Source organism: Pantoea sp. MBD-2R (assembly GCF_039134845.1).
Taxonomy (GTDB): Bacteria; Pseudomonadota; Gammaproteobacteria; order Enterobacterales; family Enterobacteriaceae; genus Erwinia.
In genome coordinates, this window is the sequence record NZ_CP152417.1 from 2485987 (window position 1) to 2503096 (window position 17110).

A 17110-nucleotide genomic window follows, 5' to 3' on the forward strand; every position below is an offset into this window, starting at 1 on the left:
AATCTGGTTAATTTACTTCTTCTGACCATACCAGGCGTTGCTGCCGTGCTTACGCAGATAGTGACAGTCAAGTAGGGGTTGTTGGATAGCAGGCAGTTCTGCCGTCAGCTGTTGACTAAAAATGCCCATATAGGCGACCTCCTCCAGCACCACGGCCGCGTGGACAGCTTTTTCAGGTGTTGCCCCCCAGCAAAAAGGCCCGTGTGAATTCACCAGCACGGCGGGTATCGCTAAGGGATCGAGATCGCGTTCCTGGAAGGTTTCAATAATAACCTGCCCCGTTTCCCACTCATATTTTGTCTGAATCTCCTGCGGATACATCTGACGAGTACAGGGAATGGTGCCGTAAAAATCATCAGCATGCGTCGTTCCCCAGGCCGGGATCTCCCTTCCCGCCTGCGCCCAGATAGTGGCGTGCCGGGAATGCGTGTGGACAATGCCACCCACGTCAGGCCAGGCAAGATAGAGCGCCCGGTGGGTGTCGGTATCCGACGAAGGCCGCATATTTCCTTCAATAACCTCACCGCTTTCCAGCGCCACCACCACCATATCGTCTCTTTTCATCTCTTCATAACTGACGCCTGACGGTTTGATTACCATCAATCCGCTGGCGCGGTCGATAGCGCTGACGTTTCCCCAGGTAAACACCACCAGGCCATGGCGGGGTAACGCCAGGTTAGCATCCAGTACGCGTTGCTTCAGTTCTTCCAACATTTTCACTCTCCAGCCTGTTTTTCACTATTGTCACTGCTGGCTGAATATCAGGGTATGGAGGTAATGGCTGGATGCGTGGCAAAAACTGGCTACAGCAACAGAACGTTGCCCGAGAGTGACAGCCTGGGCAGTAATTCGGATTTTTTACCTGTAAAGGTGAACAGTAGTTGTTACAATATATATCTGTAATAGCAACAATAGTGATAATGAGAAGCTAAACTATTACATTCTGACGCAGCGCTGAATGGGCCTGTCGACGAAATTTTACCGCTAAAAATTTCAGTTTAGTGAGATAAATCGCTGTTAAATGCGCTGTTCCCGGGCCGTCATAAACGGACCAGGACTATACTTAAAAAGGTTTTCTGCAGCAGCAATAATGGAGAAGTAACTATGTCAATAAATGCAAAACGCATCACCGCGGGCCTGTTGGCCGCGACTTTACTGCTTTCTCTGGCCGGATGTTCGAATTGGTCTAAACGTGACCGTAATACGGCAATTGGGGCTGGCGCAGGTGCCATTGGCGGCTCCATCCTCTCTAACGGCAGCGGCCTCGGTACCGTAGGCGGTGCCGCAGTCGGCGGCATCATCGGACATCAGATCAGTCGTTAATCTGTCATGATGTTTGCAAGGGCCGCGATTCAACGCGGCCCTGATGTTTCAGCCGCCTGCCAGTTTGACCTTCATCCCTTTCGCTTCAAGCAGCGTTTTCAATAAATCACGCTTATCGCCCTGAATTTCAATGACGCCCTCTTTAACAGCGCCACCGCAACCGCACTTTTTCTTTAGCTCGGCCGCCAGCTTTTCCAGCTCTGCATCGGCCAGATCCACGCCCGTTACCAGGCAGACGCCTTTGCCTTTACGCCCGCTGGTCTGGCGCTGGATGCGCACAATGCCGTCGCCTTTAGGTCGCTGCACGGTTTCTTTCGGTTCGTCAATCCGTCCGGTTTCAGTGGAGTAAACCAGACGGCTGTTGTGATCGGCCATTATGCCTCCTGTAACGATGCAAGGATGCCGTCTAGTGCCGCAGCGGGATCCGCAGCCTGCGTCACCGGGCGTCCAATAACCATATAGTCCACGCCTGCCAGTTTTGCCTGCTGAGGCGTCATAATGCGGCGCTGATCGCCTGCATCGCTGCCGACGGGACGAATGCCAGGGGTCACCAGTTTAAACTCTGCGCCCAATGTCTGTTTAAAACGCGCCGCTTCCTGAGCTGAGCAAACCACGCCATTCAGGCCACAGTTTTGGGTAAGCCGCGCCAGGCGTTCCGCATGATCGGCAGGTGAAAGATCAATTCCAATACCGCGCAAATCTTCCGCTTCCATGCTGGTGAGGACGGTAACAGCGATCAAAAGAGGAGCATCGTTACCAAAGGGAACCAGCGCTTCACGAGCCGCGGTCATCATCCGCGCCCCGCCGCTGGCATGCACGTTGACCATCCACACGCCGAGATCCGCCGCAGCGGCGACCGCGTGAGCCGTCGTGTTGGGAATATCATGAAATTTCAGGTCAAGGAACACCTCAAAACCGCGCTGTTGCAGATCGCGTACCAGCTGAGGACCGAACAGGGTAAACATCTCTTTGCCCACTTTCAGGCGACAGCTGCGTGGATCGATGCGGTCGACAAATGCCATAGCGCTGGCGTGGTCAGCATAATCTAACGCTACCAGGATTTGGGAGCCGTGAGGTGATTGCATGATAAAACCCTCTGAAGATGGAGCACCGCATGGCGCAAGAGATAAACGGCAAGCATTCTACCTGCGACGTTAACAAAATCACAGGTTAGCGACCGGGTTTTCGCAATCCTCGCCTGCCTGACGGAAAACGATACCGTTGCTACTGGCATCAATTGAATCACAGCAATTAGTATGTTGTAACTAAAATAAAGGAAAGCGGTCAGTCATCTTACAATGGTTACTGACCGTCAAGGCCGCGAATCGGTTTAACGGATGACCAGGCACGACAGGAAGGACAGTGCCAGTAGAGAGCATGTGCAGTAAAACCACATTTGTGGCAGCGATAGCGCGGCTTGGTACGGATTTGTTCTCCGACCATATCGCGCAATACCATCAGGCTTTCTTTTGCCCGACCATCTTCCGCTTCGTGAAGATGGTAATCCATCAGGCGATGGAAAACGCGCATAGTGGGATGGCGTTGCAGCTGTCGGTTAATATAAATCTGGGCGACTTCGCCGCCTTCGTCATGTTCAATCACGTCGGACAGATAGAGTTCAGCCACTGCGCCAGTATTTTCTTCAACGCAACGTTTCAAATAATCGGCCCAGGCCGTTGGCTGTTGCAGCTTTGCATAACACGCTTCAAGCATCTCAAGCGTCTCACTGACTAACTCTTTATCCTGCTCTATTACGCGTTCAAACATCCCCACCGCTTTGGCGTAGTCGCCGTTCGCCATGTGGATACGGCCCATCATAATGGAGACGCGTGCGCTTTCCCGGTCGGCGGATTCGCCCTTTTTCAGCAGTCCCATAGCGCGATCCAGGTCGTCGCTGCTCATTGCCTGCAACGCCAGCTCGCAATAAAAATGAGCGATTTCCATTCGCTGTTTGTCTTTGCCGAGCTTGACCAGACGTTCGGCCACCTCAATGGCTTTTGGCCAGTCGCTGGTTGCCTGATGAATAATCAGCAGCTGCTGCAATGCGCCAATGCGGAAATCAGTTTCATCCGTCAGTTGGCTAAACATCTCTTCCGCACGATCGTAGAAACCGGCTGCCATATAGTCGCGGCCCAGTTGCTGAATAGCCAGCAATCGCTGATCGTAAGTCAGAGAGGCGCTCTCCATCAGCGCCTGGTGGATACGAATGGCACGATCCACTTCGCCCCGCGAACGAAACAGGTTGCCCAGGGTGAGATGAGCCTCGACCGCGCCGCTGTCTTCCTTCAGCATTTCCAGAAAGAGATCGACCGCTTTGTCCTGTTGATTAGAGAGCAGGAAGTTCACCCCGGCAACATAGTCACGCGACAGACGGCTGGCTTCTTGTTGCCTGTCCTGCTGCGCACTCCTGCGCCCCATGTACCAGCCATAGGCAGCGGCCACGGGTAATAACAGAAACAGCAGTTCCAACATGTGAAATTATTCCTTAACGGCAGGCACGGACGGCGATGCCTCTTCCGCCTGACCAATCTGATGCTGCAAACGCTTCAGCTTACGTTGTGAGGCTGCCAGCGAAACGCGCAGGCGCAGCCAGAACAGTCCACAAATCGCCCATCCCAGCAAGAAGCCGGCGGCAAACAGCGTCGCCAGCAGCGTGGAGACACGATATTGCCCCTGCGCCAGCAGATAGTTAAATGTGACAACCTGGTCATTATGCGCACCCAGCGTGACTGAGATGATAAAGATCACTAAAACCAGTAAAAAAATCAGCAAATATTTCACAGTCCGTCCCATAGTCTGATGATAATCAGATGAATTATGCCAAAAAATTAGCCCTGTTGCTTGCCTGAAACCTCATCAGCAGCCGATACCGCGAAAAATTTCTCCTGCGTTGATGTTATGGGGACAAATCCCCGGAACACAATCACCGCTCTTCTCGTTCGCTTATTTCCTGCTCTTCCGCTGGTGGAACGGTAAGCGGACCACTGTAGCGCTGCACCAGCCACGTTGCCAGCGTCACCAGCACCCAGCTGATGAGCGTGGAAGTAACAAGATCGCGCGGCCAGTGCATGCCCAGCACCAACCGGCTGGCCATCACCCCAACGGCCCAGAGTACCAACACCGTCAGCGTGACAATACGCCGACGTGGCCACAGCAGACCAACTGCCAACAGCGCCCAGCTTGCTGCAAACATAGTATGGCCGGAAGGAAATGCATAGCCGGTTTCAAATTCCCAGTGCGCTTTCAACCATGCAGGCAGTTGAGGATCGTCATTAATGGCCTCTCGTACCAGTACGCTTCGCTGCTTGCGGGTTTGCTGATAAAAGAATTGCTCATTCAGGCCGTCATACTGTTCCAGCCATACCACATAGGGACGGGGTTCACGCACCTGATCTTTAATAAAGGTTTTGCTGTACTGACCCGCCAGAATCGCTGCAATAACGATAACCAATAAAATAACCGCCGCCTTCAGTCGGTAACGCAGACACCAGAGAAACCAGCCGCAAAGCACGGTACTGGTGACAATGCCCCACGGGCTGGTAACGGTTTCCGTTAACCAAAACAGCAACTTATGACCGAATCCCATCTGCACGGGCTGCCACTGCCAACCGGAAAACCAGACGCCAAGCGGCATAATCAGCAGCAACACGGCACCCAGCGTGGTGCGTTTGGCAATCTCAAACATGGCTTCTCTCCTGGTAGTTCAAAACAAAAAGGTCATTTTCTGCTGACAATATGAGAAAAAATAATAACATACTGATTGAGATGGTGATAATTGTGCGGTATTACAACATTCGCGCTAAGACGTTAACCGCCGCTGCTCTGATTGTGGCAAAATGGCTGGCATTGATGATGCCAGATGGCTGGCAACCAGCGACGATAACTTAGCAACACCTGATGTACTGGAGAGTCACATGCAGCTTAAACGGGTAGCAGAAGCCAAACTGCCCACGCCATGGGGAGATTTCCTGATGGTTGGTTTCGAAGAACTGGCCACGGGCCACGATCACGTCGCGCTGGTTTATGGCGATATTACCGACAGCGAAGCCGTACTGGCTCGCGTGCACTCAGAGTGTCTGACGGGCGATGCCCTGTTCAGCCTGCGCTGTGACTGCGGCTTTCAGCTCGAAGCCGCGCTAAACCACATTGCGGAGGAAGGGCGTGGCGTGCTGCTCTACCATCGCCAGGAAGGTCGCAATATTGGGCTGCTAAATAAAATCCGCGCCTATGCCTTGCAGGATAAAGGCTATGACACCGTTGAGGCCAATCATCAGCTCGGTTTTGCGGCCGACGAGCGTGATTTCACCCTGTGCGCAGATATGTTCAAGCTGCTCGGCGTGAATGAAGTTCGCCTGCTCACCAATAACCCACGCAAAGTTGAGATCCTCAGCGAGGCGGGTATTAATATCGTTGAGCGCGTTCCGCTGATTGTGGGCCGCAACCCGGAGAACGCTCACTATCTCGATACTAAAGCCGCGAAAATGGGTCATCTGCTGTCAAAAGAGTGATATCAGGCATCCCTGCCCGCGCGCGTCCTGGGCCACCGATGGCTCAGGACGCGTTGTTACAGGCCGGCGATCCTCGTCAGCAGCCTGATCGTGCCGCCTAATTCAGCATATTACGAATCACGTAATGCAGAATGCCGTCGTTCTGGTAATAGGTTAATTCGTTGCCGGTATCAATACGGCAGCGAGCCTCCAGCGTTTCGGCGCTGCCGTCTGCACGCGTCAGCGTCACCTGCACCGTTCCGCCGGGTTTCAGTAAGTGAAGGTTTTTCACATCAATCTGTTCATCACCCGTCAGGCCGAGCGTTTTACGGGTTACGCCCTGCGGGAACTCCAGTGGCAGAATGCCCATCCCTATCAGATTCGAACGGTGGATACGCTCAAAGGATTCAGCGATTACCACCCTTACGCCCAGTAAGCGTGGCCCTTTGGCCGCCCAGTCACGGCTCGATCCCGAACCATATTCTTTCCCTGCAATCACCGCCAGCGGCGTTGACTGCTGCTGATATTTCATTGCCGCATCATAAATGGCCAGCTGTTCGTCGCCCGGAACAAAACGGGTAACGCCACCTTCAACCCCCGGAACCATTTCGTTGCGGATACGTATATTGGCAAAAGTACCGCGCATCATGACTTCATGATTTCCCCGTCGTGAACCATAGGAGTTGAAATCACCTCGCTCAACGCCATGATCCAACAGATAACGTCCGGCCGGACTTTCCGCTTTGATGCTGCCCGCAGGGGAGATATGATCAGTAGTGACGGAATCCCCCAGAATGGCGAGGATCCTTGCCCCGCTGATATCTTCAACCGGCTCAGGCTCTCTGCCCATATCGTCAAAAAATGGCGACAGGCGAATATAGGTCGAGCCTTCATCCCAGTCGTAGGTTGCCGCCTCGCTGACTTTAATTTCCTGCCATTCCGGGGTGCCTTCAAAGACTTCGGCATACTCTTTATGGAACATTTCAGTGGAGACCAGCTGTACCGCTTCTGCAATTGCTTCCGGTGATGGCCAGATATCATGCAGATAGACCGGTTTGCCGGTGTGATCTTCACCCAGCGGTTCGGTCTGCAAATTGATGTTCATATTGCCCGCCAGCGCATAGGCTACGACCAGCGGCGGCGAAGCCAGCCAGTTGGTTTTAACGTACGGATGGATGCGCCCTTCAAAGTTACGGTTGCCAGACAGAACGGCACCGACGGTCAAATCACCCTGCTTAATCGCGCTTTCAATCGCGTCGGGTAGCGGCCCTGAGTTACCGATACACGTGGTACAACCGTAGCCCACCAGGTTGAAACCCAGCTTATCCAGATAAGGCGTGAGCCGTGCCGTCGCCAGATAATCGGAAACGACCTTAGAGCCGGGTGCCAGCGACGCTTTTACCCAGGGTTTACGTTTAAGGCCAAGGTTAACGGCGTTTTTAGCCAACAGCCCGGCGGCCATCAATACGCTGGGGTTAGAGGTATTGGTACAGGAGGTAATAGCCGAAATCACCACTGCGCCATCTTCAAGCTGATGCTGCTGGCCGGTTGCCCGATCGCGATAACTTACGGCTTTATGCTGCTTCTGCGCCTGATTAACTTCCAGTTCATTACTTGCCTGGAAAGCCTGGGGTACATCGCCGAGCGACACGCGATCCTGCGGACGTTTCGGTCCGGCCAGACTCGCTTCAACCTCATTCATATCCAGCGCCAGCGAGCTGGTGAAAACCGGGTCATCGCCAGGATTGCGCCACATACCCTGCGCTTTTGCATAGGCCTCCACCAGCGCAACCTGTTCAGGCGATCGTCCGGTCAGGCTCATATAGCCTAACGTGATATCATCTACCGGGAAAAATCCGCAGGTCGCACCATATTCAGGCGCCATATTGGCGATGGTTGCCCGGTCCGCCAGCGGCAAGTCATCCAGACCATCGCCATAAAATTCAACAAACTTGCCCACCACGCCATGCTTACGCAGCATTTGAGTGACGGTCAGTACCAGGTCAGTTGCGGTAATACCCGGTTTTAATTTCCCGCTCAGCTTAAAGCCGACGACATCCGGGATCAGCATCGACACTGGCTGTCCCAGCATCGCTGCTTCCGCCTCAATGCCGCCTACGCCCCACCCTAATACGCCCAGCGCATTGATCATCGTGGTATGTGAATCCGTGCCAACCAGCGTATCGGGGTAAGCCACTTCTTCGCCATCCTGCGTTTCATGCCAGATGGCCTTACCTAAATACTCAAGATTGACCTGGTGACAGATGCCGGTGCCCGGCGGCACTACGCTGAATTTGTTAAAGGCTTTTTGCCCCCAGCGCAGGAAAACATAGCGTTCGTGGTTGCGTTCCATTTCCAGCCGTACGTTTTCTTCAAACGCATCATCATCGCCAAAATGATCCACCGTTACCGAATGGTCAATAACCAGATCGACGGGAGAAAGCGGATTCACTTTTGCAATGTCGCCACCAAGACGCTTGACCGCTTCACGCATCGCAGCAAGATCCACCACTGCTGGCACACCCGTAAAATCCTGCATTAATACACGCGCGGGACGATAAGCGATTTCGCGATCCGCATGCGCCTGTTCGAGCCAACCCGCCAGGGCGGCAATGTCATCAGCCGTCACGGACTCTTCATCCTGCCAGCGAAGCAAATTCTCCAGAAGAACCTTCAGGGATTTGGGCAGGCGGGAAAGATCGCCCAGCTGTTCTGCCGCTTTAGGCAGACTGTAATAGTGATAACGTTGGCCTTTAACATCCAGCGTGGCTTTCGTCGTCTGATGTAGGGTCGCCGACATTACTCCTCCTTCGTTTGTCTTATCATAACCTGAGTAACTATATGGTCTGATTTAAAGATAGTACAAACTGAGTGTAACGTTTTGATAACAACACAAATTGACACAGGCTGAAACAGCCGTATAAACAAAAAAGCCTCACCGGGAAGCGGAGAGGCTCTTTTATATAAATTCTTTTTTTAATCTGCCGATATTAATGCATTACCCTTCGATATTAATGCATTACCATTCCGAGCCAAAGCAGGCTCGACCAGAATAAGGCGGAAAACATCCAGGTGCTGAACCAGGTCATTTGGGTTAAATTCATTATTGCCCTCACTCAGGTCTGACTGACCAAAACGTATTACATCCCGAACTGCGGTTATTACCGGCAGATCTACCGTTTAATGCTGGTATTACATTCAACCCGGTGGCAAAAAACCTGACCAAAAGTATAGCGGTCATTAAAGCTCATTAACTGTTTGAATAACTGGACTCAGTAATAAGATTGAGTATTAATAGCGTGCTTATGAATTTTGATTCTTATCCATCATCATTTCGATGAAGTCGCGCTGCATTTCGCTAAGGCCCCAACTGCCTGGAATAGACGGTTGTTCACTGGCTTTCGCCTGATGGTACTGATCTTTGCTACTACCGGTTTGTTGCGTTTTCTGATTCAAATACTGCAGGTACATCGTTACCCCCAAATATGCCAAATCGCTACTGCAACAGCTCCCCAAAACAGCGCTGAACCCGCGAATACCGCTAACCAGGCTTTGCGTTTCAGATTCTCAGGACGCTGAGCCTTAAGTGCTTTGTGACCGAAGTCAGAACCTACCGTTATTCTGCTAGCCATAGTTTTTGATAATCACTCTCATTGAAACGATTGTTTTAACCAATCAGAAATTAGGATGAATCCTAAACATTTTATGGAGCGAAATCCAGTCATTTTTATTACGCACAACGATTAATTGTATTTATCAAAACAGAACAATTGTATCGATTGTCGTTAATCAAACTGTAGAAGAAAAATGACTCTTTAACACAAATTACCCCATGAATACTCCCGTTTCGGTCCAACCTTTTCTCAATATTTCTTGAGGTTACCTTACAACGCGCCGCGCTCAGCGATGTATAAATTGAGTATGGGAATCTTCCGAAGAACGCGCAAAGTTGCCGGGGCAAAAATGTGCCCTGTTTCGCATTTAATGAATAACAATGAAAAAACATGTGATGGGTCCGTCATTTACAAAAAAGAATAAGAAGATTTAATCGATGGGAGTAATAGACAGGACCAATGATAAAAAAAGGTCGCCTCAGCGACCTTTTTTACTCAATACGAATTCGCGGGCAGCGTTATCGCGCAGGCAGCTTAATATCCTTAAACATCGCTTCAATATCTTCGTTAGAGCGTAAGCCAACGGCCGTATCAACGACATCCCTCGTCAGATGCGGTGCGAAGCGCTGAATAAAATCATACATATAGCTTCTGAGGAAAGTGCTGCGTCGGAAACCAATCTTCGTCGTACTGAAGGTGAATACATCGGTAGCTTCTATTCTGACCAGATCCGGATCCGAGACCGGGTCCACCGCCATGCTGGCGATAACGCCCACGCCCAGCCCCAGCCGCACATAGGTTTTAATCACATCGGCATCAGTAGCGGTAAAGACAATGCGTGGCGTCAGGCCGGCACGGTTAAATGCCGTATCCAGCTCCGAGCGCCCGGTAAAGCCAAAGGTGTATGTCACCAGCGGATATTCAGCCAGCTCTTCAATAGACACTTTTTCTTTGCCAGCCAAAGGATGATCGGGGGTCACGACGATTGCCCGGTTCCAGTGATAACAAGGCAGCATAATAAGATCGTCATAGAGGTGCAGCGCTTCGGTAGCGATGGCGAAATCGGCGTTGCCTTTAGAGACCGCTTCCGCAATCTGCGTGGGCGAGCCCTGATGCATATGCAGCGAAACGCGAGGATAGCGCTCAATAAAACCTTTGATGACATTCGGCAGCGCGTAACGCGCCTGAGTGTGCGTGGTGGCAACATACAAAGACCCTTTATCGGGCCAGGTATGCTCACCGGCGACTGATTTAATCGCCTCAACTTTTGATAACACTTCACGGGCGATACGAATAATTTCCTGACCAGCAGGCGTAACCTGTGTCAGATGCTTACCGCTGCGGGCAAAAATCTGAATGCCTAATTCGTCTTCCAGCATTCGCACTTGCTTACTGATACCGGGTTGAGAGGTGTAGAGTCCTTCGGCGGTTGAAGAGACATTCAGATTATGATTGACCACTTCAACAATGTAACGCAGCTGCTGCAATTTCATGTTTGTTCCGTCCAGGTATGAAGCTATGCGCCGGCTACCCGTGCAGACAGAAACGCGCAGCACTGGAAAGTCCGGTCTAATGCGATTTGATAATAAGGAAAGGCATTTCTATAACAATCATACCAAAGATGACCGGAATGTATAGCACAGTAAAGGAAGGGAGATGAAAAAACGGGCCGGCATGTGCCAGCCCGTGAGATTACTTCTTCGCTGAGGCTTTGGTGGTGACTTCCCACTTGCCGTCAACGTAAAACGCTGACCAGCCGGTTGCCTTACCGTCTTTCTCGGTGCTGACATACTGCTGTTTGGTTTTACGGCTGAAACGCACCACGGATTTGTTGCCTTCATCATCGGCCGCAGGCGCATCCGCCAGATAGGCCAGTTTTTCCGGCAAACGATCGCGGAAGCGCTGTAGCTCTTCGACCAGCGGCGCACGCGTTTCCCGCGATTTCGGGAAGGTGTTTGCGGCCAGGAAAACGCCCGCCGCGCCATCACGCAGAACGAAATAAGCGTCAGACTTCTCGCAGGCCAGCTCTGGCAGCGGCACCGGATCTTCCTTCGGTGGCGCAACATCGCCGTTACGCAAAATTTTACGCGTGTTCTTACAGTCGTCGTTGGTGCAGGCCATGTATTTGCCGAAGCGCCCCATTTTCAGGTGCATCTCCGATCCACATTTTTCACATTCAACGATCGGGCCATCGTAGCCTTTGATGCGGAACTCGCCCTGCTCGATTTCATAACCATCGCAGCTTGGGTTGTTACCACAAACGTGCAGTTTACGCTGGTTATCAATGAGGTAGCTGTCCATCGCCGTGCCGCATTTCTGACAGCGACGGCGGGCGCGCAGCGCGTTGGTTTCGGCATCTTCACCTTCGAGAATATTCAGTACTTCATTCTCAGGGATCAGGTTAATGGTCTGCTTACAACGTTCTTTCGGCGGCAGCGCGTAGCCAGAACAGCCCAGGAAGACGCCGGTGCTGGCGGTACGGATCCCCATTTTTCGGCCACAGGTTGGGCAGTCAATGGAGGTCAGCACCATCTGGTTCGGCTGCATGCCGCCCTCTTCCGGATCCTTGTCCGCTTTTTCCAGCTGCTGGCTGAAATCGGCAAAGAAGTTGTCCAGAACGCTTTTCCACTGCGCTTCGTTGTTGGCAACCTGATCCAGGCTGTCTTCCATTTGCGCGGTGAACTCGTATTTCATCAATTCGCGGAAATTGGCTTCCAACCGATCGGTAACGATTTCACCCATCTTCTCGGCGTAGAAACGACGGCTTTCAACACGGACGTAGCCACGATCCTGAATGGTGGAAATGATTGAAGCATAAGTAGAAGGACGGCCGATACCGCGCTTTTCCAGCTCTCTGACCAGCGAGGCTTCGCTGAAACGCGCGGGCGGCTTGGTAAAGTGCTGGCTTGGCTTCAGCTGCTGGAGCTTCAGCTCCTCACCAACGTCAATCGGCGGCAGCGTACGATCTTCATCGCCCTTACGCAGCGCAGGCATCACTTTTGTCCAGCCGTCAAAACGCAGGGTTCGCCCCTTCGCTTTAAGTTTGAAATCGCCGGCGGTGACGGTCAGCGTTGTCGAATCGTACTGTGCAGGCACCATCTGACAGGCGACGAACTGACGCCAAATCAGCTGATAAAGCTTCTGCGCATCCGCTTCCATATCTTTTAACTGCTCGGCCTGGATAGCGACGTCGGAAGGACGAATCGCTTCGTGCGCTTCCTGCGAATTATCTTTGCTGGCATATTGATTAGCGGCTTTCGGCAGGTATTTTTCACCGAATTCGTTTTCAATGTAGCCGCGAACCATGCTCACCGCATCCTGACTAAGATTGGTGGAGTCGGTACGCATATAGGTAATGTGACCGGCTTCGTACAGACGCTGGGCCATCATCATGGTTTTTTTCACGCCGTAGCCCAGACGCGTGCTGGCCGCCTGCTGGAGCGTAGAAGTAATAAACGGCGCGCCGGGCTTGCTGCTGGTTGGCTTATCTTCACGATCGGCCACGACATAACGGGCTTTTTCCAGCAGGCTGACGGCCGCCTGAGTCTGCTCGCCGTTAACCGGACGGAATGGCTTGTCATGCTGATGCGTGACTTCCATTGGCAGATCGGTGCCTTTAGGCGTATTCAGATCGGCGTGCAGTTCCCAGTACTCTTCCGGCACGAACGCTTTGATTTCACGTTCACGCTCCACGACCAGACGCACGGCAACTGACTGTACGCGTCCCGCAGAGAGGCCACGGGCAATTTTCTTCCACAGCAGTGGAGAGACCATGTAGCCCACCACGCGGTCCATAAAGCGCCGCGCCTGCTGGGCGTTAACCCGATCGATATTCAGTTCGCCCGGCTTTTCAAAAGCCTGACGAATCGCATTTTTGGTGATTTCGTTAAATACGACGCGGCTGAAACGCGAATCATCACCGCCGATCACTTCCCGCAGGTGCCAGGCAATGGCTTCCCCTTCGCGGTCAAGGTCGGTTGCGAGATAGATGTGGTCAGCGTTTTGCGCCAGCGATTTCAGCTCGGCAACCACTTTTTCTTTGCCGGGAAGAATTTGATAATTGGCTTCCCAGCCGTGATAAGGATCGACCCCCATGCGGTTAACCAACGCCGCTTTTTCGTCCTTCTTCACTTTTTTAGTTGTTTTACTGGTTGTAGAGTCAGCGCTCTTTTTAACTGTTGATCCACTGGTCGGCAAATCGCGAATATGACCGACGCTGGACTTCACCACGTAGTCATTTCCGAGATATTTATTGATTGTTTTGGCTTTTGCCGGGGACTCAACTATTACGAGAGCTTTACCCATATTTACCTTTACCTGATTAAAACATCCGAGAGTAAATTGTGCCGTTTGCCCGTAAGCAGTCCAGCGCGTTAAGACGATAACGATCGGGGTAAGCCATGGCAACCCGCCGGTTTATCCCTGTAACAACTTCCTTACCGATCAGCTAACTCGCTGATTAACGACACCTTTTACAACCTGTTAAGTGCATCTCTAACAAAGCGTAAAGCCGAGTTTACGCCCGGAACCCGAAACGCCCACACTCTACCTGATAAAATCTGTTACGCAACTTAATTAGCATCTGCGCCTCATTTACGCCAGATCGTTGATGAAAAAGAGTTACCTGGCGCAAACCGCTTTCCTCATTGAGATTTTGTTGGCGGGAGGCGTAATATACTGGCCAGCAACGCCGTTAATAAAGGAGAGAAATCTGTGAAACAGACTGAAGCTATCGGGAAGGCTGCCCTGCTTCTCAAAGCGAACGAAATGATTGCCGCGCACGAAAATTATTTCGCCGGATTAGCCGCGAGCGATGTGGAACAGAAAGGGGATGTATTGGTATTTCGGGGCGATTATTTTCTCGACGAACAAGGGTTGCCCGGCGAGAAAAGCACGGTGGTATTTAACGTATTTAAATTTCTGGCCGTTGAGCTTTCGCCGCGCTATCACCTTGAGCAATAACGCCCGTCAGACGGGCGTTTTTAAACTCAAAGAAGCGGCTTTTCGCCACGCTGCCAGAGGCGCAGCAGCAGGCGTTCGGCGCTGCTGGCTGCGCTTTGCGTAAAGCGATCCATCATTTTTTTGCGTCGTACGTAATGCACCGCAATGACTTCACGTCCGGCAATCTGATCGATGATCAAATCGTCGCTGGTGCCGATTGCGTCAATCAGCCCTTTTTCCAGCGCCTGACTGCCAAACCAGTGCTCGCCCGTCGCCACGCTGTCGATATCGAGCGAAGGGCGCATCTGATGCACGAACTGTTTAAACAGTTCATGTGTTTCGTTCAGATCTTCGCGGAATTTCTCGCGGCCCTGCTCGGTGTTCTCACCAAAAAGCGTCAGCGTGCGCTTATATTCTCCGGCAGTGTGCAGCTCGACATCAATTTCGTTACGCTTGAGCAGGCGGTTAAAGTTAGGGATCTGCGCCACCACGCCAATGGAACCAATAATTGAAAACGGCGCGGCAACAATGCGATCCGCAACACAGGCCATCATGTAACCGCCGCTGGCAGCGACTTTATCTACCGCAACGGTCAGGCGAATGCCTTTATCGCGCAGGCGCTGAAGCTGCGATGAGGCCAGCCCATAGCCATGTACCACGCCGCCGGGGCTTTCCAGCCGCAGCAGCACTTCATCCTGCGGTTTTGCCACCGCCATGACGGCGGAAACTTCCTCACGCAGCGAGGCGACTTCATGCGCATCCATGCTGCCTTTGAAATCAATCACATACAGAACGGGCCTGCCGCTTTCGCTTTTCAGCCCCTGCTTTGCACGCTGTTTGGCCGTTTTCGCCTCCAGTTTTTCCTGCTTTTTATGCTCTTTATGCCACCGTTTTCTGTCCTGTGGCTTCATCTGCGCCAGCAGCATCTCGTCCTGCATGTCGCGATAATTATCGCCGAGATGCGTCAGCTTTAACTGGCCGCTTTGCGTCCGTTTGCGCATCGCCAGATGGGTAATCAGAATGGCAACGGCCGCAATCGCTACGACCACCGTGACCGTTTTTGCCAGAAAAAGTCCATAGTAAGAGAGTAATTCCACTCATTCCGCCTTATTTAACATCGTATTAGACTATCGCTAGTGTAGCCGAGTCGCTGCCCGCCGTCGCTTAAATCCCGCGCCTGAAAAAGTGTTTTACGTTGAACCGTCGGCAATTTTCAGGCATAAAGCGGATTATTCATTGCGGTCAAAGGATTACCGACTTAAGGTCGCCTTTGCCCCCCTTCATTCCGCCAGAGGATCGCCTCAATGCATTATCAACCCGACAACAATTTGCTGAACGATCGTATCATTCTTGTCACCGGTGCCAGCGACGGTATTGGCCGGGAAGCGGCCGTCAGCTATGCGCGCCATGGCGCTCAGGTTCTGCTGCTGGGACGTAATCCCCAAAAGCTTCAGGCTGTTGCCGATGAAATCGCCGCCAGCGGTAAACCCACTCCGCCCTGGTTTGTGCTGGATTTAGCCACCGCGACGCCTGAACAGTGCAATCAGTTAGCCGCCGAGGTCGCTCAGCAGGTCCCCCGCCTTGATGGCGTATTACATAATGCTGGCTTACTCGGCGACGTGGTGCCAATGGCCGGGCAGGATCCGCTTGTCTGGCAGCAAGTGATGCGCGTAAACGTTGATGCCACTTTCTTCCTGACCCAGTCATTACTGCCGCTGTTGCTGAAATCGGCGAACGGTTCACTGGTATTTACCTCATCCAGCGTTGGTCGTCAGGGACGTGCCGGCTGGGGCGCCTATTCCGTGTCGAAATTTGCCACCGAAGGCATGATGCAGGTACTGGCAGAAGAGTATCGCGACGCGGCGCTGCGCGTGAACTGTATTAACCCAGGCGGAACCCGCACTAAAATGCGCGCCAGCGCCTTCCCGCAAGAAGATGCTGATAAGCTGAAAACCCCTGCCGATATTATGCCGCTCTATCTTTATGTTATGGGCGACGACTGTCATGAAACCGGCGTCAGCTTTGATGCTCAGCCAGGCCGTAAGCCTGGAGCAGCAGAATAATGACGGACGATCGCCATCAGCAGCGTCAGCAGCGGCTAAAAGAAAAGGTGGATGCACGTATCGCGGCAGCAACCGAAACACGCGGCATCCTGATGGTTTTCACCGGTAACGGAAAAGGCAAAACAACTGCCGCTTTCGGAACGGTAACGCGTGCGGTGGGTCATCAGAAGCAGGCGGGCGTTATTCAGTTTATTAAAGGCGAGTGGCCTAACGGCGAACGCAATTTACTGGAACCAGCAGGCGTCGAGTTTCAGGTTATGGCCACCGGGTTTACCTGGGATACGCAAAACCGCGAAACCGATATTGCCGCCTGTCAAAGCGTCTGGCAGCACGGAAAACGCATGTTGCGGGATGCCTCACTGGATCTGGTGGTGCTGGATGAACTGACTTATATGGTCAGCTATGACTATTTATTACTGGACGAGGTCCTGACAGCCTTGCGTGACCGTCCGGCGCATCAAAGCGTCATTATTACCGGTCGTGGCTGTCATCGTGAAATTCTGGCGCTGGCGGATACCGTGACTGAAATGCGTCCGGTAAAACATGCTTTTGATGCAGGCATTCAGGCTCAGCAAGGGATCGACTGGTAAAGAGTGCCAAACGCCAGGCAATAAAAAAACCGCCCCCCGAAATGTCGTTACTGACTTTACATCCGGGGGGCGGTTCGCAACCGTTTCAGCGC

17 protein-coding genes are annotated in these 17110 nt (G+C 52.5%); 5 read left to right on the plus strand and 12 right to left on the minus strand.

What is annotated here, in order from left to right:
- Window positions 1-12: 12 nt before the first annotated feature.
- A complete protein-coding gene (locus tag AAGQ96_RS11355) occupies window positions 13-714 on the minus strand; it encodes an L-ribulose-5-phosphate 4-epimerase (protein ID WP_147198152.1) in 702 nt (233 codons plus the stop codon).
- Window positions 715-1104: 390 nt separating this feature from the next.
- On the opposite strand from AAGQ96_RS11355, the gene osmB reads away from it, so the two are divergent.
- Window positions 1105-1323 carry an osmotically-inducible lipoprotein OsmB gene (gene osmB, locus AAGQ96_RS11360; protein WP_147198154.1) on the plus strand — a complete coding sequence of 73 codons (219 nt, stop codon included), beginning with the start codon at window positions 1105-1107 and terminating at the stop codon, window positions 1321-1323.
- Between the two features lie 48 nt (window positions 1324-1371).
- Here osmB and yciH read toward each other — a convergent pair whose 3' ends face one another.
- From yciH to pgpB, 5 genes are all read right to left on the minus strand, one after another.
- Window positions 1372-1698, minus strand: a complete 327-nt coding sequence (gene yciH / locus AAGQ96_RS11365; RefSeq protein ID WP_147198156.1) for a stress response translation initiation inhibitor YciH — start codon at window positions 1696-1698, stop codon at window positions 1372-1374.
- On the minus strand, window positions 1698-2408 hold the full coding sequence (gene pyrF, locus AAGQ96_RS11370; protein ID WP_147198158.1) for an orotidine-5'-phosphate decarboxylase: 711 nt from the start codon (window positions 2406-2408) through the stop codon (window positions 1698-1700). The genes yciH and pyrF overlap by 1 nt, the downstream gene beginning before the upstream one ends.
- Before the next feature lie 217 nt (window positions 2409-2625).
- The gene (gene lapB / locus AAGQ96_RS11375) at window positions 2626-3795 is read right to left on the minus strand and encodes a lipopolysaccharide assembly protein LapB (RefSeq protein WP_147198159.1); all 1170 of its coding nucleotides are present in this window, start codon (window positions 3793-3795) and stop codon (window positions 2626-2628) included.
- Window positions 3796-3801: 6 nt separating this feature from the next.
- Window positions 3802-4104: a LapA family protein gene (locus AAGQ96_RS11380; protein ID WP_147198161.1), complete on the minus strand. Its 303-nt coding sequence runs from the start codon at window positions 4102-4104 to the stop codon at window positions 3802-3804.
- A gap of 142 nt (window positions 4105-4246) precedes the next feature.
- Window positions 4247-5008 carry a phosphatidylglycerophosphatase B gene (gene pgpB / locus AAGQ96_RS11385; RefSeq protein WP_342753598.1) on the minus strand — a complete coding sequence of 254 codons (762 nt, stop codon included), beginning with the start codon at window positions 5006-5008 and terminating at the stop codon, window positions 4247-4249.
- Window positions 5009-5237: 229 nt separating this feature from the next.
- Here pgpB and ribA point away from each other — a divergent pair, with 229 nt between their 5' ends.
- Entirely contained in the window at window positions 5238-5831 is a 594-nt protein-coding gene (gene ribA / locus AAGQ96_RS11390) for a GTP cyclohydrolase II (protein WP_147200611.1), read from the plus strand.
- A 97-nt stretch (window positions 5832-5928) separates the two neighbouring features.
- Here ribA and acnA read toward each other — a convergent pair whose 3' ends face one another.
- The 5 genes from acnA to topA all read right to left on the minus strand — a co-directional run bounded on the left by acnA (window position 5929) and on the right by topA (window position 13729).
- Window positions 5929-8610, minus strand: a complete 2682-nt coding sequence (acnA, locus tag AAGQ96_RS11395) for an aconitate hydratase AcnA (protein WP_342753599.1) — start codon at window positions 8608-8610, stop codon at window positions 5929-5931.
- A gap of 503 nt (window positions 8611-9113) precedes the next feature.
- Window positions 9114-9281 (minus strand): hypothetical protein, encoded by a 168-nt coding sequence (locus tag AAGQ96_RS11400; RefSeq protein WP_168199622.1) that lies wholly within the window; start codon window positions 9279-9281, stop codon window positions 9114-9116.
- A 2-nt stretch (window positions 9282-9283) separates the two neighbouring features.
- Window positions 9284-9442, minus strand: coding sequence for a YmiA family putative membrane protein (locus AAGQ96_RS11405; RefSeq protein ID WP_147198166.1), 159 nt, complete (start codon window positions 9440-9442; stop codon window positions 9284-9286).
- 500 nt (window positions 9443-9942) lie between these two features.
- Window positions 9943-10917, minus strand: coding sequence for an HTH-type transcriptional regulator CysB (gene cysB / locus AAGQ96_RS11410; protein WP_147198168.1), 975 nt, complete (start codon window positions 10915-10917; stop codon window positions 9943-9945).
- A gap of 199 nt (window positions 10918-11116) precedes the next feature.
- Window positions 11117-13729, minus strand: coding sequence for a type I DNA topoisomerase (gene topA, locus AAGQ96_RS11415; protein WP_147198170.1), 2613 nt, complete (start codon window positions 13727-13729; stop codon window positions 11117-11119).
- A gap of 462 nt (window positions 13730-14191) precedes the next feature.
- Between topA and AAGQ96_RS11420 the strand changes: the two genes are divergently transcribed.
- Window positions 14192-14386, plus strand: coding sequence for a DUF2498 family protein (locus tag AAGQ96_RS11420; RefSeq protein ID WP_254446355.1), 195 nt, complete (start codon window positions 14192-14194; stop codon window positions 14384-14386).
- Between the two features lie 26 nt (window positions 14387-14412).
- Here the strand turns inward: AAGQ96_RS11420 and sohB are convergent, their stop codons facing one another.
- A complete protein-coding gene (gene sohB, locus AAGQ96_RS11425; protein ID WP_147198174.1) occupies window positions 14413-15462 on the minus strand; it encodes a protease SohB in 1050 nt (349 codons plus the stop codon).
- Between the two features lie 207 nt (window positions 15463-15669).
- Here sohB and AAGQ96_RS11430 point away from each other — a divergent pair, with 207 nt between their 5' ends.
- The gene (locus AAGQ96_RS11430; protein WP_342753600.1) at window positions 15670-16428 is read left to right on the plus strand and encodes a YciK family oxidoreductase; all 759 of its coding nucleotides are present in this window, start codon (window positions 15670-15672) and stop codon (window positions 16426-16428) included.
- Window positions 16428-17018, plus strand: coding sequence for a cob(I)yrinic acid a,c-diamide adenosyltransferase (gene cobO, locus AAGQ96_RS11435; protein ID WP_147198178.1), 591 nt, complete (start codon window positions 16428-16430; stop codon window positions 17016-17018). Before AAGQ96_RS11430 ends, cobO begins: the two co-directional genes overlap by 1 nt.
- Window positions 17019-17110: the final 92 nt, after the last annotated feature.